The sequence below is a fragment of the Epilithonimonas sp. KH_059 genome, assembly GCF_057838485.1.
The window spans coordinates 1,959,576-1,982,786 of record NZ_CM174468.1; the positions used below are offsets into that span (position 1 = coordinate 1,959,576).

The following is a 23,211-nucleotide window of genomic DNA, read 5'->3' on the forward strand; positions in this document are numbered from 1 at the left end:
TTAAAAATTATGAACGAATCTACCGTTACCAAAATGAAGCAAATGAAGCTTTACGGAATGCATCATGCGTTTAAAACCGCTATTGAAAGTGGTAAAACAGATCATTACACACTCGATGAGTTTATCTCGATGCTGATCGATGCAGAATGGGATGAACGGCACAACAGGCGCATCGAAAGAAGCATCAAGAACGCGCGATTCCATTATAAATCGAATATCGAAAGTATCAACTTCGAGCAGTCCCGAAACTTGGACCGCAATCTGGTGCTGCGCTTAGCTGGATGCGAATTTGTAGAAAAAAATGAAAACATCTTAATCACCGGAAGTACGGGCGTAGGCAAAAGCTATTTAGGCACTGCACTTGGTTATCAGGCATGTATAGAGGGTTTTAAGGTCAGTTATTTTAACACCAATAAATTGTTTGCTAAATTGAAAATGGCAAAAGCGGATGGCTCTTATCTTCGGGAACTGGCTAAAATACAACGCCAAGAGGTGATTATATTGGATGATTTTGGACTCCAGGCATTGGACAGTCAAAACAGAATAACTCTTTTAGAACTCATTGAAGACCGTCATAACAATGGTTCTGTCATTGTAACTTCGCAAATCCCGGTTCAGGGCTGGTACGATATTATCGGTGAAAAAACCATTGCCGATGCTATTTTAGACCGCCTGATCCATCAATCTCACCGCCTCGAACTTAAGGGTGAATCGATGCGCAAAAAAAGAGGAATAAACAGAGCCGAAAATTAATTATATTTGAATACAAATTAGCACATGAAAAACAGTCGTTTCTACCACAAAAAAGAGGTGGTCAATTTAGACCGAACTTACATGGTCACTTTAAACCGAATCTAGGTGGTCAATTACACCGAACTTTGCACTGTTACTATTCCGCATCAATTTGATATTGTTAATCTGCAAAAGCAATACAGAAGCGTTCCAACTATTGGAAATGTGTTCAGCCATTTTACCTATAATGGTATTTTAGAGCATCATCGTTCGGAAGCAGAACAAAAGCCATTGAACATTCCCGGGCTTGATTTCAAAGACATAAATATTATAAAATTCCCTGTTCAAAAATTTGAAAGCATTTATAAACCAAATACACTCAATAAATCTAACTATCAGACGTATTCAGCAATATTTACGGTTGAGTTTGCAATGCAGTTGGTAAATCACATACGCAATGATCATAAAGACCATTTCCGTATTGGTATCATTTGTCCTTACAAAGCACAAGCAACTTTAATAGAAAAACTTTTATCGAGAGTGCATAATGATGATGATAAGGTTGAAATACTTATCGGTACAATCCACGGCTTTCAGGGTGATGAATGTGATATTATCATATCAGTATTTAATCCGCCTTTTGGTATAAGCAAATCACCTGCAATGTTTCTTAACAAGCAAAATGTTTTGAATGTTGCAATCAGTAGGGCAAGAGATTATTTATTTATCCTGATGCCGGATGACCATACGCAAGACGTAGAGAATTTGTATCGCATAAAGAAAATTGAAAGACTAATAAACAACCACGCCGTAGGTAGATTATCAGTTTACAATTCTGAAATCGTTGAAGAAAAGTTATTAGGTTCTAATACCTATGTGTATGATAATACATTTGCTACCACGCATCAATCCGTTAATGTGTATTCCAAACCCGAAAAAAAATATGAAATCCGTTGCGAGGAAATAGCAGTGGACGTACAATTAAAACCCTAACTTTTTCTATTGTACTAATTTGTATAAAATATGGACTAATGAATTCTTGTTAATAACTAGTCTCTCCTCAAACCACCTATAATTTACTGATTATTAGTATTTTGGGTTTAAAATAGCTTGTTTTTTATTGCAAGAATTTGTATCTTAGAGCTTTAAAACCTTGCAAATATGTTGGGGAAAAATCCAGAAAAGAAGCCAGAATTATTCCGCCCAATGTTGGTGGATTTTATTGACCACGAGCATGAACTTGTTCTACTTTCAGAAAAAATAGATTGGAATTATTTTGAGAAAGAATTTTCGCCCTTGTATTCCAAAGTGGGCAATCCGAGCCATCCGATTCGGTTTATGGTGGGTTGTTTGCTACTGAAACATTTGTATAATTTGGGCGATGAGACGTTGGAAAAAGCCTGGATCATGAATCCTTATATGCAGCATTTTTGTGGCAGGGTTTTCTTTGAACACGAATTTCCTTGTGACCCGAGTAATTTTGTTCATTTCCGAAAAAGAATTGGCGAAAAAGGCATCGAAAAAATCTTTGCCTACAGCGTAAGAATGCACGATACCAAGACGAACACCTCAAATTTTGTTTTGTCCGATACTACCGTTCAGGAGAATAATACCTCTTTTCCTACCGATGCAAAATTGTGCAAAAAAGTGATCGATTATTGCAACAAAATAGCCGGAAATGAAGGCATAAAACAAAGACAACGCTACACAAAAGTCAGCAAACAAATGGTGCGCAACACCTACAACGGAAAACATCCCAAGCGGGCAAAAGCGGCAAGGAAATCTCAAAGACAGCTCAAAACCATCGCCATGAGACTGATTCGTGAATTGCAACGGAATTTTAATGCAGAACAGCAAGAATTTTATAAAGATTTAATGACATTGTACACCAAGGTTGTCACACAAAAAAGAAACGATGCCGATAAAATTTACAGCATTCACAAGCCTTTTACCCGATGTATTGCCAAAGGAAAAGCGCATAGCCAGTATGAATTTGGGAATAAGGTAGGTTTGATAACCACCGCCAACAAAGGCAAGAAAATCATTCTCGGGATTAAAGCATTTTTGCAAACTCCTTACGATGGTCACACCATAGAACCACTTTTGGAACAGATGGAAACCGGTGGTCAAAAGCTCCCAAAAGAACTCCTTTACGATAGAGGTGGCAGAGGAAAATCAGAAATAAAGGGCGTGAAAATCTCCATCCCAAGCACTCCAAGAAAAAAAGACACTGCTTATCAAAAGCAGACAAAGCGCAAAAAATTTAGAACCAGAGCGGCAATAGAACCTATCATCGGACATTTAAAAACCGATTTTAGGCTGGCAAAAAATTACTTCATGGGAGAAACGGGACCACAAATCAATGCATTACTAGCTGCAACCGCTTGGAACATGAAGAAAATGATGGAACTACTGAAACAGAAAATTATTTTCTTATTTTATAAGATACAAATTATGCTGTTTTCTAATCCTGTTTTTAAAAATAAATTAAATAGTGGGTTTTGTTAAGGAACGACTAGTTAAATTTAGTCTTGAAAAATTGTCTTTTTTTTGGTAAAACTAAAAAAAGACCTATATTTGCACCAGTAAAAACAAACAATCTTAAATCTTGTTTAAAAAGTGACCTATTCGGTGACCTAAAAATAAGAGAACGATATAAAGCTTATGGATAGGGAGTTTTTCAAATATGAACAAGTCCCGTCCGGATCGCAACTATTACAGCAAAATAGTTCAAAACGCTTTAAAACATAGTTTTTAAAGCGTTTTATGTTTTATATCTGTTCAAGTGGACTAATTCAACAGAATAAAAGTTACCATTCAGTTTCCTAAAAAGATTTGATAAAATAGGTCAATGATCAATTCGGTCTTTCTAAGAGTATTTTTTTAAGATTAGTGACTAAAGAAATGATTTATTTCAGTTACCTATAGAATTTAATAGAAATTAGCGAATCTAGAGCGCAGGGATTAGTCGGTTCGTCAGAAGATACCAAATCGTACAACTCATATTTCAAAACTTTTGCGCTAAAAATTTACGACGCCTACAATACTTTGTTGAGAACGGACGACGCTGTTACCTGTAATAATGCTTAAGAAATAAATTGTTAAGTAAATGTGAGCGGCTACGAACTTTAATCTGTATTTTCAAAGACCATAATGACCGTGAGGAGAAGCTTATTGGAATTGAATTAGCAAAACGTACACTGAATAGATACAGTCGAGTTTCTTTTAAATGCTATAGGTCGGTTTCTTTTTGGGAGTTGCCATATTTAAAGGTAATTAATTCTGTCAATAATTAAAAAATGAGTAGACATAAGATTTTATCATTTGTCAATTGAAGTATTTTAATAAAGCTTAAAAATTCATAGTTTCAGTACATAAAATACGAATTTCGGTACATTACGATAGATTGCTATGGCATAACATTTGTGCAATTCTCCTCAAAATTATTGTTGATTTACAAAATAATATAAATCATTAATCAAAATCTAAATTATGAGTTTTATAAACAAAGTAAAATTGGCTGCCGAGCTAGCAAAGGCGAATTTCAGTGAAGGTATCGATGATGGTTACGACCATTCCACTACATCTGCCGGAAAAAAAGGGTTAAGATCCGGTCGTGTATCTGAGTTAACTGCGATGGCAGACCTAAAACCCGGAGGTGCAGAAAATCTCAAAACCATAATGGAAATTGCAGGCGGAGATCTGAAAGGTGCAACCAAAGTAGGAACGCTGCATGATCTTCGTATAGTTTTGTTTGATAACGATACCAAGATTCTTTTCTGCACGGCTTACGATGGTGATTGGGATGCTTATATTGATGATTTCGCTACAAAAATTCCGCAGCTGATGGACATCATTTTTGGGAATGTTGAAGGCTGGCCAGGCATAAAAAACCCGAGTGTAAAACAGTTCATTCTAGACCATCAGATTACCGCGACAGGTTGGTATGTAGGTGTTCCGCATCTTACGGTGAATGATATAAGGAGAAATGATAAAATCATTAAAGGACTGAATAAGGCAATTGACGAAGCAAATAAAATCTAATCTATGGCACTGGAATTTTTAAAGCGGATTTTTAATCCAAATAAAGTAGAAATTGAGCTGAATGAAATACAGGCCTTAATCCTCAGAAGCCGACCTATACCATATTTCGGAACAGTGGCTATTATTGAAATCAAAGATGCTGTGGCAGCCAGACAAATGCTCCAAAAACTTTTGCCGATTGTGAGTTCTGCGGAAGAATGGCATAAGAATGAAGGCGCATCGGTTACTTTGACATTCACTTATAAAGGTCTGGAAAAAATCGGTGTCCCTCAAGAGTCACTCGATACTTTTCCCGAATCCTTCAAGGAAGGAATGGCAGAACGTTCCCGGTTTCTTTATGACATTGGAGTCAATGACCCTAAAAACTGGGAAAAGGTTTTTAAAAGATCACATATTCACATCGCAGCGGCAGTTATCGCCAACAATGAAGAGGCGTGGAAAAGCAAGCTGGAGGAATTTCGTTCTAAATTGGCGAATAACAGCGGCGTAGAAGTAATAATGAGCCACGATTTCGCAGTATCTGAAGAGGTTAAAAATGTATTCGGATTCAGGGATGGCATCAGTAATCCGGAGATTGAAGGCAGTGGGATAGATGTGCCGCCCGGATTTGATCGTCCACTTAAAGCAGGCGAATTTATAATGGGCTATCCTGGAGAAGCAGGCTTCATAAAGCCATTTCCACAACCTGAAGTTTTAGGAAAGAACGGTTCTTTTATGGTTTTCAGAAAGTACCAGAGCCAAGTGGCAGAATTTAATCAATTCGTTAAAGAAAATTCTTCTTCGCCGGAAGAGGGAGAGCTCTTGGCTGCTAAAATGGTAGGTCGCTGGCGAAGTGGTGCACCTTTGGTTTTAGCTCCCGAAAAGGATGATAAATCGCTAGGAGATGATATGCAAAAAAACAATGATTTTTCTTTCAAGAATGATGAGTACGGTAAAAAGTGTCCGTTCAGTTCGCATATCCGCAGGATGAACCCAAGAGATTCCAAATCTTTTGTTTTGGAGGATGAACGTTTGCACAGGATCATCAGAAAAAGTGTAACTTTTGGCGACATTGTTCCGCCGGAGGTAACTAAAAATGACGGTAAGGAACGTGGACAGTATTTTATTGGCATTAGTGCCGATGCAATGGGAACACTGGAATTTCTTCAAAAACAATGGGCAAACGATGGTAACGCCCAAAATCTGGGAACAGAAAAAGATCCTATGATCGGTGTACAGGACGAAGACGCACTGTTTTCTGCACCTGGAGAACCCCTCATCAAAAGATACCGTGGTTTGCAGACCTACAACATCGTGAAAGGCGGCGAATATTGTTTTATCCCAAGCATTTCTGCTTTAAAATGGATTAGCGAATTAAAATAAAAAAAAGCACTATGGAAGAATACATCAAGTACAGTTACGAAGTGGAAGAAATTCCAGAAAATTTCGATGAGTATATTACCACCATTAATAACGATATCCGCGAATACATCAAAAATACGCCAAACCTAAGCAGGGCGACCCATCATACAAGAGATGCGCACGCCAATGGCTATGCAGTGCTGAAAGCAGAGGTTGAAATTTTGGATAATCTGCCCGAAGAACTGGCGCAGGGCATTTATGCGAAACCCGGAAAACACCAGGCAGCAGTTCGCTTTTCCAATGGTTCGTCCAGAGTTTTGCCCGATAAACTAAGCGGTAATGCACAAGGATTTGCTTTAAAGATTTTTGGGATAGATGGCAAAAAATTATCTCCCGGAGAGGAAGATTCTCCCAATGTTGATTTTAACCTGATTAATAATCCCGTGTTTTTCTGTAACTCGGCAGAACATTATGTTTTCATTTCAAAGCTTTTTTTAAAGCTAAATGATTTCTTTGAAAAGGGAGCCTTGGGAAAATTGGAATTTGCCACACTTTGGGTCACCGAAAATAAAAAAGCATTTCCAAATTTTGAGGCTTTGAAGGAATTGGGCGCTCTTAAAACTTTTGAAAAAATCCCTTCAATCAACAGTTTTCTTTATGAATTTTACAGTATGGGAGCGGTACGCCACGGTGATTATATCGCCAAAGTAAGAGTGATCCCAACTGAGCAGACCAAGAACGCCATCACGGAAAAAGATATTGATCTAGACAGCGCAGAATGGCCGTACAGAAAAGGAATTATCAAAGAAATAGCTCAAAAAAACCTTACGTTTGAGTTGCAAATACAACTTTGCAAAAACCTGAAAGAAATGCCTGTGAATGACCTTACAAAAGAATGGTCGCAGGAATTATCACCATTCCGTACGGTGGCAAAAATCACAATACCAAAACAAACGGTTCCTGAGGATGGTAATTTTGAAATTATGGAAAATCTGTCTTTTACACCGTTCAGAACCATCGAAGAGAATTCACCGATCGGAAATTTACAGCGTTCACGGCAGTCAGCGTATGTAACATCTTCAACCTCAAGACACGAGCTAAATCACAAAAAACGTAAAGAACCAAAGAATTTGGAGGAAGCATTCAGTCCGAAGTTTTATCAATTATAATTGAAAATGAAGATTGCTGAGTCCTAGTTCCGTAAATTTTATTACCAAAAATCAACCAAAATTATGAGCAAAATAAAAAATGTAACGGTAGCTGGAAGTGGTGTTTTAGGATTCCAAATTGCTTTTCAAACTGCAATTCACGGATTTGAAACCACTGTTTACGATATCAGTGATGAGGTGTTGGAAAAGGCGAAAGCAAAGTTCGAGGGCTTGGCCGAAAGTCATAAAAAGGATCTTGGCGCCACCGAAGAACAAATTACAAAAGCCAGGGAAAGACTGCACTATTCATCCGATTTGGCATTTGCCGTGAAAGATGCCGATCTTTTGATAGAAGCAGTGCCAGAAGATATTAAAATAAAAACGGAATTTTATAAGCAACTCTCCGCAATTGCACCGGAGAAAACCATTTTTGTAAGTAATTCATCCACCTTGTTGCCAAGTCAGTTTGCTGAGGTGACAGGAAGACCGGCTCAATACCTTAACCTGCATTTTGCCAATCAAATATGGTTGCGAAATACGGCGGAAATTATGCCACATCCAGGAACCGACGAAAAAATATCTGAGGAAATAGTCGATTTTTCAAAGGCGATAGGGATGGTGCCTATTTTGGTAAAAAAAGAAGTTCCAGGTTATGTGCTCAATTCTTTATTAAATCCATTTCTGAATGCCGGAATGCAGCTTTGGATTGGCGATTATGCTACGCCAGAAACCATAGACAAAACCTGGATGCTGGGAACAGGTTCGCCTCACGGACCAATGGCTTTGTATGATGTTATCGGATTGACGACACCATACAACATTTACAAACTGCAAGTAGAGAAGGGCAAAACAGATGATAAGATTGTTCTGGATAAACTTAAATCAACTTTCATCGACCAAAATAAACTGGGAATTTCTACTGGCGAAGGCTTTTACAAATATCCAAATCCTTCGTGGCAAAGTCCAGATTTTTTGAAAGTGCCGGAAGCCGATTTATCTAAAATCAGTATCAAAAATGTTGTGGTGGCTGGAAGTGGCGTTCTCGGTTTTCAGATTGCGGTGCAGTGTGCTTATTTCGGCTATAAAGTCATGGTTTATGATGTTAATGATGAAGCTTTAAGTAAAGCCAAAAACCGTTTTGATGTCTTGGCTGAAGAATATAAGAACTACCTGAAAGCTAATGAAGAAAAAATCCAAAATACCAAAAATAATCTCACTTATTCTACAGATTTGAAAGCTTCTTTACAAGATGCTGATTTATTGATAGAAGCCGTACCGGAAAGCATCGATATCAAAAAAGATTTCTGGGAAAAAGCTTCTGAGCACGCGCCGGAAAAAACCATTTTCGCGAGCAACTCATCCACACTTTTGCCGAGCAGATTAAGCACATTTACTGATCGTCCGGAAAAATTCATCCATTTACATTTTGCCAATCATATAATGGTTCGTAATACGGCAGAAATAATGGGTTCTGATCAAACCGACCCAACGGTTTATAACGAGATTGTAGAGTTTGCAAAATCCATTGCTATGCTTCCCGTGGAACTGAAGAAGGAAAAATCGGGCTACGTTCTGGATTCTTTGTTGATTCCGCTTTTGGTGGCTGGTCTTGCGCTGTGGGCGAATGACGTTGCCGATCCTGCAACAATCGATAAAACCTGGAGAATAGCAACAGGTGCTCCTTTTGGACCGATGGCCATTTTAGATTTGAATGGGATGAACACCAATTACAACATCTTAAAAGAAATCCCGGGAGAATTAACACAGAAAATAGCAGAAAAGCTAAAAACCGAACTTATCGACAAAGGAAAACTTGGTCAGCAATCCGGCGAAGGTTTTTACAAATATCCTGATCCAGAATGGCAAAGCAAGGATTTTTTGAAAGCTTAATAAATGCTAAATTTCCATTATAAACTAAGTATTTTAATTATTAATCAATTATTTTTAATTAAAATACTTTTTTGGTTATGATATTTTTTCATAGAGCCAATCTTTTATACTTTCATAGACAGATTCTTTAATATCTTCATTAAGTATTTCGTGCCGCATAGCAGGATAAATTTTTGCATTAACATCTGTAAATCCATCTTTTTGCATTTGTGTTACCGTTTTTTCAACCCCTTTTCCGAAGTTTCCTATCGGATCATCAGCTCCGCTTACAAAAAGAAAGGGAAATTCTTTTGGTATTTTTTCTGCCCATTTTCTTTCCGTTGCCTGTTGGTTTAGAGAAACTAATGCGTAAAAACCATTATTGGTAAAAGGTACTCCGCATAGGCTGTCCCGGCAAAATGATTCACGGTTGGATTTGCTGAGGCTCAGCCAACTGTTAAGGTCGCCATCTTTCTCGCCTTTAAAATGTTGATTATTAATTTTTGAAAAAGTTTGGTTGATGAATTTGCTCCTGTGTTTTGGGGCAATAATATTCTTAATGGACAGGAAAAATTTAGCCAAACCGATTCCGTTGATTTTTCCTCCCGTTCCCACGATGACTGCGCCTTTAAAATCGGCTTCCTGATTCTGAAGTAAGCATCTTGCAATGAAAGACCCCATAGAATGACCTAGTAAAAAGTGAGGAATCTTAGGGTAGTTGTTTTCTAAAAATGCAGCCATCGTTGCGGCATCGTCTATCAGTTGCTGCTTGGGATTTTCTTTTTGAAAATAGCCAAGTTCTACCCGATTTTCCGCCGTTTTTCCGTGTCCGAGATGGTCATATAATAGAACTGCAAAACCGTTGTTCGCCAGATATTCTGCAAAATTTTTATAACGACCGCTATGCTCCTGCATCCCGTGTAGTATAAGGACAGTAGCCTTTGGAGGTTCATTTATTGGTTCGAATAATTCATAAAAAAGTAAGTGTGTACCTGAGTTGGCAATTTTCTGCCTTTTTATATAGCCTGGTGTATGTTTTGCCATAGTCGGTTGATTTTGTACAAAAATAAAAATTCTGCCCTTTCGAAAGAAAGAATCGAATAAAATTAGAAAAATGGGTTATTGCAGTCAATCTCTTTTATAGGATTTAATAGAGATGCGTATTTAGCGCGAAAAAACTTAGACAAATTCTTTGCCAGATACATCACAGGTTGGCCCAAAAAAATGAGCTTTAAGCGAATCACGACTGTTAATATTTCCAAATCATTTGTCTTTTTTATCTTCATCGATGAGGACAACGACATCGAAAAAAATTTTGATGGTTCGTTATTTAGTCTCTCCTCAAACCACCTATAATTTACTGATTATTAGTATTTTGGGTTTAAAATAGCTTGTTTTTTATTGCAAGAATTTGTATCTTAGAGCTTTAAAACCTTGCAAATATGTTGGGGAAAAATCCAGAAAAGAAGCCAGAATTATTCCGCCCAATGTTGGTGGATTTTATTGACCACGAGCATGAACTTGTTCTACTTTCAGAAAAAATAGATTGGAATTATTTTGAGAAAGAATTTTCGCCCTTGTATTCCAAAGTGGGCAATCCGAGCCATCCGATTCGGTTTATGGTGGGTTGTTTGCTACTGAAACATTTGTATAATTTGGGCGATGAGACGTTGGAAAAAGCCTGGATCATGAATCCTTATATGCAGCATTTTTGTGGCAGGGTTTTCTTTGAACACGAATTTCCTTGTGACCCGAGTAATTTTGTTCATTTCCGAAAAAGAATTGGCGAAAAAGGCATCGAAAAAATCTTTGCCTACAGCGTAAGAATGCACGATACCAAGACGAACACCTCAAATTTTGTTTTGTCCGATACTACCGTTCAGGAGAATAATACCTCTTTTCCTACCGATGCAAAATTGTGCAAAAAAGTGATCGATTATTGCAACAAAATAGCCGGAAATGAAGGCATAAAACAAAGACAACGCTACACAAAAGTCAGCAAACAAATGGTGCGCAACACCTACAACGGAAAACATCCCAAGCGGGCAAAAGCGGCAAGGAAATCTCAAAGACAGCTCAAAACCATCGCCATGAGACTGATTCGTGAATTGCAACGGAATTTTAATGCAGAACAGCAAGAATTTTATAAAGATTTAATGACATTGTACACCAAGGTTGTCACACAAAAAAGAAACGATGCCGATAAAATTTACAGCATTCACAAGCCTTTTACCCGATGTATTGCCAAAGGAAAAGCGCATAGCCAGTATGAATTTGGGAATAAGGTAGGTTTGATAACCACCGCCAACAAAGGCAAGAAAATCATTCTCGGGATTAAAGCATTTTTGCAAACTCCTTACGATGGTCACACCATAGAACCACTTTTGGAACAGATGGAAACCGGTGGTCAAAAGCTCCCAAAAGAACTCCTTTACGATAGAGGTGGCAGAGGAAAATCAGAAATAAAGGGCGTGAAAATCTCCATCCCAAGCACTCCAAGAAAAAAAGACACTGCTTATCAAAAGCAGACAAAGCGCAAAAAATTTAGAACCAGAGCGGCAATAGAACCTATCATCGGACATTTAAAAACCGATTTTAGGCTGGCAAAAAATTACTTCATGGGAGAAACGGGACCACAAATCAATGCATTACTAGCTGCAACCGCTTGGAACATGAAGAAAATGATGGAACTACTGAAACAGAAAATTATTTTCTTATTTTGTAAGATACAAATTATGCTGTTTTCTAATCCTGTTTTTAAAAATAAATTAAATAGTGGGTTTTGTTAAGGAACGACTAACTAATGATAATTAAAATAAATTTTAGGGGGCGTATGTCTCTATATCATTGGGGGACAGAGACAATATCGAAACCTAATAATAATTCAATTTGGGTAATTTTTATTAGTCCCTCCTTCAAAAATCGGGGACTAAATTTGGGATTGTTCATTGGGTTTTAATGTTTTTCATTGTGTTATAAAATATTGTAAAATGTTAAAAAACAATAAAATAAATATTTATGGTTGTTTATTGAAATTAATCTATACTCCCGTCTTCGCTACAGATATTACCAATTAATTGTGATTTCGGTAGAATTTATAAAGGGACTAATTTAATGTTAGTTCCTTTTTTTTTTGTACTAAATTTTTAGAACGCACTAAATTTCACTGTGATTTGCACAATTTCACTCAGCAAGAGAACTCCGGGATTACTGGCTCTTAAATCGCCTTAAAGGTTTCCGTAGGCTCAATGTAATTTACTAAGTTGTGCTATAGATGGTATTTTATGAGAATTAGATTCTCAAATGCTCTAGGGGATACTTATTGATCTTGCGTCATAGAGCGGAACGCAGTGCAATATGGAATTTCTAAAATAATTTATTAAAATATTGTAAACTGAAAATATTTTATTATCTTTACCTCGCTTTTGAAAGCTAGTCTAGAGAAAGCAATAAATTTTTTTTCATCATTTGTGTTTTTAGAATCGTATCGTAAGGTACGATTCTTTTGTTTTAGGGCTCTAGGCTCTTGTATTTCACAAGGAGATGGACGAAGTAGCTGTAGGTGATTCGTCCTTCTTGTTGGTTCGATTTTAGAAAAAGATCATTGGTCCACTGGAAGAAATCATCTGTGATCCCTTCGTGTTCAAGATTGAATTTATTTGCCGCATCGGCATCTCTACGCATACCCGCAGAATACATTTTAATTTTTTCTTCAACAAATTCAGGATCTTGAGATGCAAGGCTCCAAAGCAGATTCCGTAAAACGAAATAATTAGTGCTGTATTTTAAATCTAAATTTTTTGAATTACGCCCGAGTAGGTACCCCACGAAATTTGCTTCTTGCTCACGGGCGTAGCCGAGTTGGTGTGCACTTTCATGCGCAAGAGTAAAGGGAATCGTAGTGTTCGGAAGATTGGCGTTGTACTGCGCTTCCGCTGTGAAAGGATTGTAATACCCAAGGATACCGGAATAGCTCATTAGTGAACCGAATAAGCTTGGTTTAAACAGCAGAACATTCGTAGTATCTTTGGGGGGTAAGAAGTCAGGAAGAACTCTTTGTTGGCTTAGAATCTCAATTTGGATAGAGTTGAGGTTTGTAATTTTAAAAACTCCTGCGCTGTCTTCACTTACTTGATTCCTTAGATCCAGGCATTTTTCTAAATACTCGTTTGCAAGCTGTTTTAATTCTGCCACGGTGGGTTCAGAAAGTTCACGATCCGTGTAGATTGGCTTTTGGAAATAGAGTTGTCCCCAAAAAATTTGGTAAGTAAAATAGAGGCAATTCAGTAAGAATAGAAGCCTTGAAAGTGCCTGGATTCTGGATTTTTTTGAGAAGAGCTTCCTTATTAGATAGAAAAGAGAGATCCCTAGCAGGATATAGAGGACGTCTCCTAAGGAAAAGGGAAAGACTTTGAAGATCTGCTGGTGCACTTCTTTCTGCCATTCGAAAAGTTGCTGCACTACGCCATTTGCCCAACGGGTTTGAGATAGGATATAGAACAAAAGAAATTGGGCTAGTAAAGTACTGGCCCAAATTCGTATTGATCTATATTTTGCTTTGGTCTGCATGGGTTACCACACGAGAGCACTTGCCCCCAAAATGGCGGCGTCTGCTTCGTTTAAATTGCTTAATTCAATTCGTACTTTGTTTTTAAATACTTGCAGTAAATTGTCTTCCATAGCCTGTTTAGTAGGTTGAAGCAGCAGATCTCCTGCTTTGGTTAGTCCTCCGAAAAGAACAATGACTTCCGGTGCTGAAAACAAAATAAAAGTGGCTAAGGCTTCTCCCAGTATCGTACCCGTGAACTGGAATACTTCATTTGCAAGTTCATCACCTTGCTCTGCACATTTGAAAACGGCCTCACTCGTAAGTTCGTCCATCGAGTAGCTTCTTAAAATGCTTGGCTTTTCGGGATGGTCTTGTAGCATTTGAATGGTCGTGTCTCTTACGCCAGTGGCAGAAGCGTACGCTTCAAGAGAGCCTCGGAGTCCTGTGCCTTTGTGAAGTCTGCCATTGTTGCGCACAATTACGTGTCCCAGTTCGCCGGCAAATCCATTATGACCCAAAACGATTTTCCCGTCAATCACAATCCCACTACCGACGCCCGTTCCAAGGGTTATAGAAATAAAGTTTTTACACCCTTTGGTGGCTCCGTATTGCATTTCCCCAACGGCTGCGGCGTTGGCATCATTGGTCATTTTTGTGCTGAGTCCAAATTTAGCTTCTAGGAGTTCCGCCATGGGAATAATGCCTTTCCATTTCAGATTGGCGGCATATTCGATTGTACCTGCATAATAATTTGCATTCGGAGCTCCCATGCCGATACCGACAAAGTTATCGACGCCTCCATGCTGCTCAATCATAGGTTCAAGTTTTGAGGCTAAATCCTCAATGAACCCATCCACACTATCACGGGCGTTGGTCTTGATTCGATCTTGTACCAAGATTTTTCCTTTGCGATCCACAATACCAAATTTGGTATTGGTTCCTCCCACATCGATTCCAATTGCGTATTGTGCTTTCATACTTAATTTGCTTTAATCTCAGTGTTAATTTCCGTGTTCACGTTTTTAGATCCTACAAGGGCATAGAATAAGATGTATCCCAGTGCAATTACGGCAAGCCAGTAGCTGGATGGAAAACTCCCTGTGGTGTCTACAAGATATCCTTGCACGTAAGGCAGTACTCCACCTCCAAAAACCATCATCATAAAGAGACCAGAACCTTTTGCAGTGTATTTTCCAAGACCTTTGGTTGCGAGGTTGAAAATACCTGGCCACATCACGGATAGAAACAAACCACAAAGAATAATAAGCAAGATGCTCACGGGAACCTCTGTCATAACGAACGACCCCGTCGCGCTTGAGAAAGCAGGAAGTAGGGCCTTGGTTTCAGTGCCTAGGAAGATTGAGATCACTAAAAAGGCAATGGCAAGCGTAGAAACAGTGATAAGCATTTGCTTACTAGAAAATATTTTTCCTAAAGCTCCACCAATTAAACGGCCGACAAGCATTAATAACCAATAGGTCCCTACAATAGAGCCGGCTACACCTGCATCAAAATCAAGTCCGTTAATTAAGTAGTTTAAGGTCGTGTTTGAAATGGAAACTTCCACTCCCACATAAAGGAAAATCGCTAGCATTCCAAGAATGAAGTGACGGAAAGAGAGCGGACTATGCGTATTTTTTTCTTTGTTTGCTGCTACAATGTGAGGCTCTGGGATTCGTACGGCAGTTAAGACAACGAATACAAGAAGGAAAATCCCCATGGAAAGGTAAAGCAGTGGGTTCGCATCTGCAATTTTTGGGGAAACTACGTTCCCTAAAACGATCCCTCCCAGCATAGGAGCAAGTGTTCCCCCCAGAGAGTTGGACGCGCCACCAAAATTCAAACGCTGATTTGCGCCTTCTTCAGACCCTAATACGGAAAGCATTGGGTTCACTACAGCATTTAATAGACACATCGAAAATCCGGAGATAAATGCACCAAATAAATACAAGTAAAAATTTTCTGCAGTTCCTGCTAAGAAAAGGATGAGAACTCCTGTAAATCCAATTCCTAATGCCGTCATTGCTGTTTTTTTATAGCCAAAACGTTCAAGCATAGTTCCTGCGGGAACCCCCATAAATAAATAGGCCAAGAAGACCATGGCATTGGCCAGTTGGGATTGTGCGTTGCTAAGTGTGAATTGTCCTTTCAAAATTTCAGCCATAGGGTTTTGCAAACCGGTAACGAAGGAAATGATGAAAAATAACAAGAACATCATAATTATAGGCAATGTATAATTAGGACGGGTAGTGTTTGAGTTCATAGTATTCTTTTTAATTAATTGAAACAAATATAATTAAATATTTGTCTTATTTGGAGGCTAACAAGGTTTTTTTTATCTCATTATGAGACATTAATTTGAGTTCTGGCACCGAATGGTTCGGGTTTAGAATTTCGTTTCGTACAATTTGGATTTTCCCGGGGTACCCTTTGTTCCAGGCAAACGGAAAATGATCTCGTAGTTTTAAGAAGGTATAAACCACAATGGGAAACTTGTGTTTTGTGGAAAGAACAAAGGCTCCGTCTTTAAACGTGTCAAGAATCACACTTGGGTCCTCGGAGACGCCCCCTTCAGGGAATATAACAATGTTCTGTCCGTGGTTCATTTTTTGAGCTGCTTTTTGAAAGACGGCAGCTCTGCTTCTTGGTGATTTTCGATCCACCAGGATGCAGATGCGCTTATAGATGATGCTAAATATTGGAATTTTGGCGAGTTCCGCTTTGCCTATAAAACAAACAGGGTGCTTGGGGTGCAAAATAACCATAAGCAAAACATCCATAATAGAGGTGTGGTTGGAAATGAAAATGTAGTGCTCCTTGTCACTAAGCTTCTGCTTCGTTTTCGAAATTAGCTTGTAAGAAAATCCCATTCCATAAAATACAATGTGGCACCAAAGTCTAATAAACTTGTAAGCATATTTAAAATGAGACTCCCTAATGGAAAGTAAAAGTACAGGGATCCCAAGAATCAAAATGAACAGGAAAGAAAGGAAGATAAACCAAAGTCTCCACAGGACATTTGCGATCGTTTTCATTTAGTAAAATTTAAATATGACTCTTTACCCCTTAAATACAATCCTTTTCTTAACGGAGTAATTCAGAATTGAAACCAAAATGATTGCGGATATTTTGCTGAGCATTTCCGCACTAAAGGTAAAGAAACCCAAATTAAACGATTCGTTTTGATAAATGAAATTGTAAAACAGCTGGAACACAAGTAAACTCAGGAGCATGGTAAGGACTGAAATGGCCATGAAGTACAAAAACTCACGAGATTTCGAATGCTTTCCTCTTGTAAATACGAACCAGATACTGAAGAAATAATTAGAGACAATTCCCAGGGTGGTAGAAAAAAGATTACTGAGGGGATAACTGATTCCATTAAAATCAGTTTCCTGCACAAATACTTTGGGTAGTTCCACACTGAAAAGTTTAAATGAACTGATTTCAATTAAGGCGCTCAGTGCACCTGCTACCATGAAAAACACAATTTGTTTATGCGATAGAATGAATTGCTTCATAGATTTAGTTGTAATGTGCCAAATTTAAAACAAATGTTAAAGAAAGGTAAATTTAACACAAAATATTTTTCCTATTCAAAATTAAATATATCTTTATTCTATAATTGAGATGTCCTACTTTACTAAAAATAAGTAGGTTATCCTTGAATTTAAAGCTCTATAAAGGGGTTTATACCTTTTAAATAGACATTGTTTTATCCCTTCAATCGGCATTATCATGAACAATACACCCTCGTACAGAAAATTTAAGCCGCAACAAAAGCGCATCGAAGAGTTAGAAAAATCTTCCCCTCGTTTTAAGCGTATTTATTCCGAGTTCCAAATTATGTCTGAAGAACTGTGGAATTTAGAGACTGCCGAAGGTCCAAGTGTTCCCGATGATTTTGTCAATGCTGTGAAGTTACAAACTTCCTATTTAGAAGATGAAATCGACGATTGGTTAATTGATCGACCTTTGGAAGAGTAGGGCTACTTTCTTACAAATTTTTCCTAATTTAGCCTCTTGTAAATTTTTTAACTATGATTGTTATTGTTGACGGAGGTTCTACAAAATGCGATTGGGTACTTTTAGACGATAAAGGAGACCCTTTTGCCAAGACCGAAACGATCGGTTTCAATCCCAATATTATTGATTCAACGCAGATTCCTCAGGAACTTTTAAACAATGAACTTCTTTTTGAACATCGTTTTAGAATTAAGCATTTGTTTTTCTATGGATCTGGCTGTGGCGTGGAGCAAAACCGCCAAAAAGTATCGGATGCTTTTTCCACGGTCTTCACAAATGCAAAACTACATATAAAGGAGGATTTAACGGCCGCTGCCTATGCCGCCTATAACGGATCGCCTGCGATAGTTTGTATTTTAGGAACGGGATCAAATGCTTGTTATTTTGATGGAGAAATCATAAAAAGGGAACTTCCCTCGCTTGGGTTTTTGATCGGCGATGAGGGGAGTGGCTGTGCACTTGGTAAGATTTTAGTAAGAAATTACTTTATGAAAAAAATGCCAGAGGAACTGCGCAAAGAATTCCAAGCACAATACAATCTGGATATAGAATCTCTAATTACAAATATGTATCATAGCCCTCGAGCGAATGCTTATCTTGCGGAGTTCAGTAAATTTATTGTGCCCCGGAAAAATCATCCCTATTTACAGCATTTGGTTTATGAGGAACTAAAGAACTATCTAGATTATCAGGTGATCCCTTATGAGGAGAGCAAAACATCGGAAATTAATTTTATAGGATCCATTGCGTATTACTACGAAGATATTTTAAGAGCGGCCGCAGCAGACCTTCATTTAAATGTAGGGAAAATCGTACAAAAGCCCATCGAAAGCCTAGTAGACTACCATCGAGAATACATTCTACCTGAATTATAAAGAATACTTAATATTATATAAATACAGAAACATGCCAACCAATACACAGCGCGACGAAAAGAATTTTAATCAAGCAGCGCTCGATTACCATAAAGCAGAACCCAAAGGGAAAATAGAAGTGATTCCTTCTAAGCCCCATTCTTCAGCTCGTGATTTGTCTCTTGCCTACTCACCAGGGGTAGCCATCCCATGTCTAGAAATAGAAAAGAACCCGCAAACCGTATATGATTATACAGGAAAAGGAAACCTTGTTGCTGTTATTTCCAATGGAACGGCAGTTCTTGGTCTAGGTGATATTGGTGCAGAGGCTTCCAAACCGGTTATGGAAGGGAAGGGTTTACTTTTTAAAATTTTCGCGGACATCAACGTGTTTGATATTGAGATTGATGAAAAGGATCCTGACAAGTTTATCGAGATTGTAAAAGGAATTGCCCCGACATTCGGTGGAATTAACTTAGAGGATATCAAAGCGCCAGAAGCTTTTTATATTGAACAGCGTCTAAAGGAAGAATTAAATATTCCTTTGATGCACGACGACCAACACGGAACGGCTATTATTTCTGCGGCTGCACTTCTAAATGCATTAGAACTTGCAGAGAAGTCCATTGATTCTGTGAAAATGGTAGTGAACGGCGCAGGAGCTGCGGCAATTGCTTGTTCCAAACTCTATGTGGCTTTAGGGCTTAAGAAAGAAAACATTCTTATGTGCGACAGCAAAGGGGTGATAAATGAAAGGAGAGACAATTTAACGCCAGAAAAACTAGATTTTGTGGCTAACACAGATCGAAATACTCTGGAAGAAGCCTTGAACGGCGCCGATGTATTTGTCGGACTTTCAAAAGGAAACGTAATGACACCGGAGATGCTATTGTCTATGGCAGAAAATCCTATTGTTTTTGGACTTGCGAATCCAACTCCTGAAATAGATTATACCCTTGCGATTGAGACAAGAAAGGATGTGATTATGGCGACGGGTCGTAGCGATTATCCTAATCAAGTAAATAATGTGCTTGGATTCCCTTATATATTCAGAGGGGCACTCGATGTGCAATCAAATTGTATCAACGAAGAGATGAAGCTCGCCGCCGTCAAAGCCATTGCAGATTTAGCAAAGGAATCGGTACCCGAAGCTGTCGTCTTAGCCTACAACTTGACCAATTTGCAGTTTGGGCGTGAATATTTCATTCCGAAGCCTTTTGACAACCGCCTTATTACCAAAGTTTCTGTGGCTGTAGCCAAAGCGGCGATGGAAAGTGGGGTAGCGGCTAAGCCAATTGCGGACTTTGATGAGTACGAAAATAGATTGTTAGACCGTATGGGTAGAGATGAGCGTCTAATTCGAATGATGCAGAACAGAGCGAGATCGAACCCGAAGAGAGTCACTTTAGGAAATGCAGAGGAATACAATGTACTTAAAGCAGCACAGATTCTATACGAAGAAGGAATTGCAAAGCCGATCCTTTTGGGTGATAAGAAGTACATTTTAACTCAGATGGAAAAATTCGGAATTAATCTGGATTTACCAATTGTAGACCCTTCGGATGCAGACCAAGAAGAAAACCGAAAAAGATACCGTGAGACCCTTTGGAAACTTCGTCAAAGAAAGGGTATGAATGAATACAAAGCAAAACGACTCGTTAGGCAACGTGATTATTTTGGTCCTTTAATGCTTACCCATGGAGATACCGATGCTTTAATTGTGGGCTTTTCTAAAAATTACTCCTCCAATATTAGACCTATACTTCAGGTGGTCGAAAAAGAAAGCGGTGTAAATAAGATTGCCTCGATGATGATGATTCTTACAGGAAAGAAAACCCCTATGTTTTTTGCAGACACATCAATTACTCCGAATCCAAGTAGTGAAGATTTAGTGAATATTGCAAAAATGTCGGAAATAACAGTGAAATCCTTTGCGATCGAACCGCGTATTGCTATGCTTGCTTATGAGAATTTCTCAGGCGTTTCTGAAACTTCGAAAAAAGTGGCTAAAGCGGTGAACATTTTGCACGAGAAATTTCCTAAAATGATTGTGGACGGAGAGATCCAACCTGATTTCGCGATGAACGCAGACCATTTAGCAGATTATCCATTCTCTAAACTCGGAACTACTCCAGCCAATACTTTTGTTTTCCCTAATTTGGAGAGTGCGAACCTTTCCTATAAGATTATAAGGGGGATGAACAAAGCGCAAGTCGTAGGCCCAATCCTGATGGGACTTAAACAACCGGTGCATGTGGTTCAGATGAGATCAAGTGTCGAGGAAATTGTAAACCTAGCGACCGTGGCTGTATTAGATGCACAACGACGCGAAGAACAGAGCAAAACGAAATAAGAAAAGAGTATGATTTATTCGCTAAGAGGAAAAGTGCAAGAACTCACCCCTACGTCCGTGGTTATGGAACTCTCAGGCGTAGGCTATTTTGCGGGCATAAGTCTTCAAACTTCTAAAGAATTGGCCTTAGGAAAGGAGACCTTCCTATTCATTCAGCAAATTATTCGGGAAGATGCGAACCTCTTGTTCGGGTTTCATACTCTGCAGGAAAAGCAAATGTTCAATCATCTTATAAGTGTATCCGGTGTGGGACCTTCTTCTGCTATAATCATGCTGTCATCGCTTTCCTTAGCGGAAATTGCAGCTGCTATCCAATCAGGGAATAGTGCACAGCTGCAAAAGGTGAAAGGGATCGGAGTGAAAACAGCGCAGCGTATCATTGTTGATTTACGCGATAAAGTGAACCAAGTCGATCTGGAAAGTATAGAGGTGGGCAGTATTTCTTCAAGGGCCGCGAAGGACGAGGCATTGTCTGCACTTGAAGTTCTTGGTATTCCAAAAAGAACCTCAGAGAAGATTGCAGATAAGCTATTGAAGCAAGAGCCTGAGATGGCAGTTGAGGATCTTGTAAAGCAAATCTTAAAAAGTCTTTAGGACGAACGTGAGTTTACGCCTTAATTGATTTCTGAGCATGCAAAATGCGTCTTTATAATTTGTCGCATATAGATAATTAAAGTAAATTTGAAATCGATAATTAAATATTGGGAAAAATGAATACACCATCAGAACTAAAGTACACAAAAGACCACGAGTGGGTTAAAATTGAAGGAAACGTTGCAACCATTGGAATTACGGATTTTGCCCAAGGAGAACTTGGCGATATCGTATTCGTAGATGTGGATACCTTGGACGATGAACTTTCCGCAGGCGATGTGTTTGGAAGTGTGGAGGCAGTGAAGACTGTTTCTGATCTTTTCTTACCTATGTCCGGAACCGTTACGGAGTTTAACTCTCAATTAGAAGATCAACCAGAACTATTGAATTCTGACCCGTACGGGGACGGATGGATTATTAAGTTAACCATTGCAGACGATGTAGACAAATCTGAACTTCTAACTGCAGAAGAATACCAAGCTACACTTGGATAAGGTTTCAAAATTATTTAGTAAGATATTGCCCATTTATTGGGCATTTCTTACTTATATGCTTTTGCGTCCTGGTGTGGAGAACCCTGTCCAGTGGTTTTTGTTCCCAGGACTAGACAAGGTGATTCATATGCTTATCTTTTCCATGCTTGCCTTTTGTTTTCTTTGCGCCTTCCCAAAAATTAAATTCTTAACCTTTCTTCAGGTAATGCTTCTTTATGCTCTGCTCACAGAGATTTTACAAGATGAGATGGGACTAGGGCGTTCACTTGAGTTTTATGATTTAGTCGCAGACTCTGTGGGGGTCCTACTAGGCTCATTTGTTTTTCAAAAAATAAAATCAATTTCTTTTAGACTAAAATAGTCTACGCTACGAAGGGCAATTCCTTTTTAATCCTCCATTTCTAGTTTCTTAAAATAGCACATTATAATAGCATACTATAATAGTACACTATAATAATACACTATATAGTGTCCATAGTAGTATACTATATAGTAGGTATTCTCTACTTCGTCCAAACGTTTCCATCTTTTATATCCTCTTTCATAGAAAAGGAAATAAATTTTTCTAACTAGTACAGGTTCATTTTAAACTTTTTGCTTTGAAACCTGCGTGAATGCGAAGTTTTTCTGTCTCAAATTTGGGTTCAAAGGACTCGTTTCCCCGATCAAATCTCGAAAAACATAGCGGTTTGATAGTGTGAAATACATTGTGGATAACTTCGAATAGGCAATAAAGGGTTGGTTGTCAGATCTTTTTAGAGGTGGGTTCTCCACATCAAAAAATTGATGACGATTTTACTTGTTTGGCGTGGATTGTTTGACCTATCTTTGCAGTCACTTAACAGTGGAGCAGAAGTTATTTGAATGATGAAAAACAATCTAAAAATTTTGTAAAATAAATTTGCAGATATAAAAATAACCCCTATCTTTGCAATCCGAAATCGAAAGAACGTAGGAGCGCAGAAGTAAACGAGAAGGAAGATGTAGAAGGAGATAGAGGTTAGGAGTTTGGTTTTATTAGGCCTGTTAGGGATTAAGAAAAACTTTTTAAAAAAAAACTTCCAAAACATTTTGTCAAGTAAAAAAAAGTTTATACTTTTGCACTCGCAAATCAGATGAAACGACAGAAGTAATTTGAGTAGCGAGAGGAATAGAAGATCATTGAAAATACAATAACAACAACCAAGTAAGGAAAAAATATAAAACC

Annotated in this window: 20 protein-coding genes; 14 read left to right on the forward strand and 6 right to left on the reverse strand. The window is 38.4% G+C overall.

The window, feature by feature from the left end; translation table 11 throughout:
* Positions 1-9 precede the first annotated feature (9 nt).
* The 7 genes from istB to AC3IRX_RS09300 all read left to right on the forward strand — a co-directional run bounded on the left by istB (position 10) and on the right by AC3IRX_RS09300 (position 9,155).
* Positions 10-753 carry an IS21-like element helper ATPase IstB gene (gene istB / locus AC3IRX_RS09270; protein ID WP_489209914.1) on the forward strand — a complete coding sequence of 248 codons (744 nt, stop codon included), beginning with the start codon at positions 10-12 and terminating at the stop codon, positions 751-753.
* A gap of 105 nt (positions 754-858) precedes the next feature.
* Positions 859-1,725: an AAA domain-containing protein gene (locus AC3IRX_RS09275; protein ID WP_489209916.1), complete on the forward strand. Its 867-nt coding sequence runs from the start codon at positions 859-861 to the stop codon at positions 1,723-1,725.
* A gap of 168 nt (positions 1,726-1,893) precedes the next feature.
* Positions 1,894-3,240, forward strand: a complete 1,347-nt coding sequence (locus AC3IRX_RS09280) for an IS5 family transposase (protein ID WP_489209918.1) — start codon at positions 1,894-1,896, stop codon at positions 3,238-3,240.
* Positions 3,241-4,224: 984 nt separating this feature from the next.
* Complete coding sequence (locus AC3IRX_RS09285; protein ID WP_474463394.1) at positions 4,225-4,776, forward strand: hypothetical protein; 552 nt, start codon at positions 4,225-4,227, stop codon at positions 4,774-4,776.
* Positions 4,777-4,779: 3 nt separating this feature from the next.
* Positions 4,780-6,138, forward strand: coding sequence for a Dyp-type peroxidase (locus AC3IRX_RS09290; protein ID WP_124784997.1), 1,359 nt, complete (start codon positions 4,780-4,782; stop codon positions 6,136-6,138).
* An 11-nt stretch (positions 6,139-6,149) separates the two neighbouring features.
* Positions 6,150-7,286: a catalase family protein gene (locus tag AC3IRX_RS09295; protein ID WP_489209920.1), complete on the forward strand. Its 1,137-nt coding sequence runs from the start codon at positions 6,150-6,152 to the stop codon at positions 7,284-7,286.
* Positions 7,287-7,349: 63 nt separating this feature from the next.
* Positions 7,350-9,155 carry a 3-hydroxyacyl-CoA dehydrogenase gene (locus tag AC3IRX_RS09300; RefSeq protein WP_489209921.1) on the forward strand — a complete coding sequence of 602 codons (1,806 nt, stop codon included), beginning with the start codon at positions 7,350-7,352 and terminating at the stop codon, positions 9,153-9,155.
* A gap of 75 nt (positions 9,156-9,230) precedes the next feature.
* On the opposite strand, the gene AC3IRX_RS09305 is transcribed toward AC3IRX_RS09300, so the two are convergent.
* The gene (locus tag AC3IRX_RS09305; protein WP_489209922.1) at positions 9,231-10,178 is read right to left on the reverse strand and encodes an alpha/beta fold hydrolase; all 948 of its coding nucleotides are present in this window, start codon (positions 10,176-10,178) and stop codon (positions 9,231-9,233) included.
* Between the two features lie 398 nt (positions 10,179-10,576).
* Between AC3IRX_RS09305 and AC3IRX_RS09310 the strand changes: the two genes are divergently transcribed.
* The gene (locus AC3IRX_RS09310; protein ID WP_489209924.1) at positions 10,577-11,923 is read left to right on the forward strand and encodes an IS5 family transposase; all 1,347 of its coding nucleotides are present in this window, start codon (positions 10,577-10,579) and stop codon (positions 11,921-11,923) included.
* A 721-nt stretch (positions 11,924-12,644) separates the two neighbouring features.
* Here AC3IRX_RS09310 and AC3IRX_RS09315 read toward each other — a convergent pair.
* Genes AC3IRX_RS09315 through AC3IRX_RS09335 form a run of 5 tightly spaced genes read right to left on the reverse strand, consistent with a single transcriptional unit; the run spans position 12,645 to position 17,204 of the window.
* Positions 12,645-13,703: a DUF3810 domain-containing protein gene (locus tag AC3IRX_RS09315; RefSeq protein ID WP_489209926.1), complete on the reverse strand. Its 1,059-nt coding sequence runs from the start codon at positions 13,701-13,703 to the stop codon at positions 12,645-12,647.
* Between the two features lie 3 nt (positions 13,704-13,706).
* A complete protein-coding gene (locus tag AC3IRX_RS09320) occupies positions 13,707-14,660 on the reverse strand; it encodes an ROK family protein (RefSeq protein ID WP_489209928.1) in 954 nt (317 codons plus the stop codon).
* A gap of 2 nt (positions 14,661-14,662) precedes the next feature.
* Positions 14,663-15,946, reverse strand: a complete 1,284-nt coding sequence (locus tag AC3IRX_RS09325) for an MFS transporter (RefSeq protein WP_489209929.1) — start codon at positions 15,944-15,946, stop codon at positions 14,663-14,665.
* A gap of 46 nt (positions 15,947-15,992) precedes the next feature.
* On the reverse strand, positions 15,993-16,718 hold the full coding sequence (locus AC3IRX_RS09330; RefSeq protein WP_489209931.1) for a lysophospholipid acyltransferase family protein: 726 nt from the start codon (positions 16,716-16,718) through the stop codon (positions 15,993-15,995).
* Between the two features lie 24 nt (positions 16,719-16,742).
* Complete coding sequence (locus AC3IRX_RS09335; RefSeq protein WP_489209933.1) at positions 16,743-17,204, reverse strand: GtrA family protein; 462 nt, start codon at positions 17,202-17,204, stop codon at positions 16,743-16,745.
* A 217-nt stretch (positions 17,205-17,421) separates the two neighbouring features.
* On the opposite strand from AC3IRX_RS09335, the gene AC3IRX_RS09340 reads away from it, so the two are divergent.
* From AC3IRX_RS09340 to AC3IRX_RS09365, 6 genes are all read left to right on the forward strand, one after another.
* Positions 17,422-17,670: a hypothetical protein gene (locus tag AC3IRX_RS09340; protein ID WP_489209934.1), complete on the forward strand. Its 249-nt coding sequence runs from the start codon at positions 17,422-17,424 to the stop codon at positions 17,668-17,670.
* Positions 17,671-17,723: 53 nt separating this feature from the next.
* On the forward strand, positions 17,724-18,584 hold the full coding sequence (locus AC3IRX_RS09345; RefSeq protein ID WP_489209935.1) for an ATPase: 861 nt from the start codon (positions 17,724-17,726) through the stop codon (positions 18,582-18,584).
* 31 nt (positions 18,585-18,615) lie between these two features.
* Positions 18,616-20,916, forward strand: a complete 2,301-nt coding sequence (locus AC3IRX_RS09350) for an NADP-dependent malic enzyme (RefSeq protein ID WP_489209937.1) — start codon at positions 18,616-18,618, stop codon at positions 20,914-20,916.
* 9 nt (positions 20,917-20,925) lie between these two features.
* The gene (ruvA, locus tag AC3IRX_RS09355; protein ID WP_489209939.1) at positions 20,926-21,510 is read left to right on the forward strand and encodes a Holliday junction branch migration protein RuvA; all 585 of its coding nucleotides are present in this window, start codon (positions 20,926-20,928) and stop codon (positions 21,508-21,510) included.
* A gap of 116 nt (positions 21,511-21,626) precedes the next feature.
* Positions 21,627-22,004, forward strand: coding sequence for a glycine cleavage system protein GcvH (gene gcvH, locus AC3IRX_RS09360; RefSeq protein ID WP_489209940.1), 378 nt, complete (start codon positions 21,627-21,629; stop codon positions 22,002-22,004).
* A 25-nt stretch (positions 22,005-22,029) separates the two neighbouring features.
* Positions 22,030-22,365 (forward strand): VanZ family protein, encoded by a 336-nt coding sequence (locus AC3IRX_RS09365; RefSeq protein WP_489209942.1) that lies wholly within the window; start codon positions 22,030-22,032, stop codon positions 22,363-22,365.
* Positions 22,366-23,211: the final 846 nt, after the last annotated feature.

Bases quoted from the DNA above. Each gene is read 5' to 3' on its own strand.
- AC3IRX_RS09290 (WP_124784997.1), top strand. From the start codon at position 4,780: ATGGCACTGGAATTTTTAAAGCGGATTTTTAATCCAAATAAAGTAGAA.
- istB (WP_489209914.1), top strand. From the start codon at position 10: ATGAACGAATCTACCGTTACCAAAATGAAGCAAATGAAGCTTTACGGA.
- AC3IRX_RS09315 (WP_489209926.1), bottom strand. From the start codon at position 13,703: ATGCAGACCAAAGCAAAATATAGATCAATACGAATTTGGGCCAGTACT.
- AC3IRX_RS09340 (WP_489209934.1), top strand. From the start codon at position 17,422: ATGAACAATACACCCTCGTACAGAAAATTTAAGCCGCAACAAAAGCGC.
- AC3IRX_RS09285 (WP_474463394.1), top strand. From the start codon at position 4,225: ATGAGTTTTATAAACAAAGTAAAATTGGCTGCCGAGCTAGCAAAGGCG.
- AC3IRX_RS09300 (WP_489209921.1), top strand. From the start codon at position 7,350: ATGAGCAAAATAAAAAATGTAACGGTAGCTGGAAGTGGTGTTTTAGGA.
- AC3IRX_RS09310 (WP_489209924.1), top strand. From the start codon at position 10,577: ATGTTGGGGAAAAATCCAGAAAAGAAGCCAGAATTATTCCGCCCAATG.
- ruvA (WP_489209939.1), top strand. From the start codon at position 20,926: ATGATTTATTCGCTAAGAGGAAAAGTGCAAGAACTCACCCCTACGTCC.
- AC3IRX_RS09305 (WP_489209922.1), bottom strand. From the start codon at position 10,178: ATGGCAAAACATACACCAGGCTATATAAAAAGGCAGAAAATTGCCAAC.
- AC3IRX_RS09345 (WP_489209935.1), top strand. From the start codon at position 17,724: ATGATTGTTATTGTTGACGGAGGTTCTACAAAATGCGATTGGGTACTT.
- AC3IRX_RS09320 (WP_489209928.1), bottom strand. From the start codon at position 14,660: ATGAAAGCACAATACGCAATTGGAATCGATGTGGGAGGAACCAATACC.
- AC3IRX_RS09280 (WP_489209918.1), top strand. From the start codon at position 1,894: ATGTTGGGGAAAAATCCAGAAAAGAAGCCAGAATTATTCCGCCCAATG.
- AC3IRX_RS09350 (WP_489209937.1), top strand. From the start codon at position 18,616: ATGCCAACCAATACACAGCGCGACGAAAAGAATTTTAATCAAGCAGCG.
- gcvH (WP_489209940.1), top strand. From the start codon at position 21,627: ATGAATACACCATCAGAACTAAAGTACACAAAAGACCACGAGTGGGTT.
- AC3IRX_RS09295 (WP_489209920.1), top strand. From the start codon at position 6,150: ATGGAAGAATACATCAAGTACAGTTACGAAGTGGAAGAAATTCCAGAA.
- AC3IRX_RS09330 (WP_489209931.1), bottom strand. From the start codon at position 16,718: ATGAAAACGATCGCAAATGTCCTGTGGAGACTTTGGTTTATCTTCCTT.
- AC3IRX_RS09335 (WP_489209933.1), bottom strand. From the start codon at position 17,204: ATGAAGCAATTCATTCTATCGCATAAACAAATTGTGTTTTTCATGGTA.
- AC3IRX_RS09325 (WP_489209929.1), bottom strand. From the start codon at position 15,946: ATGAACTCAAACACTACCCGTCCTAATTATACATTGCCTATAATTATG.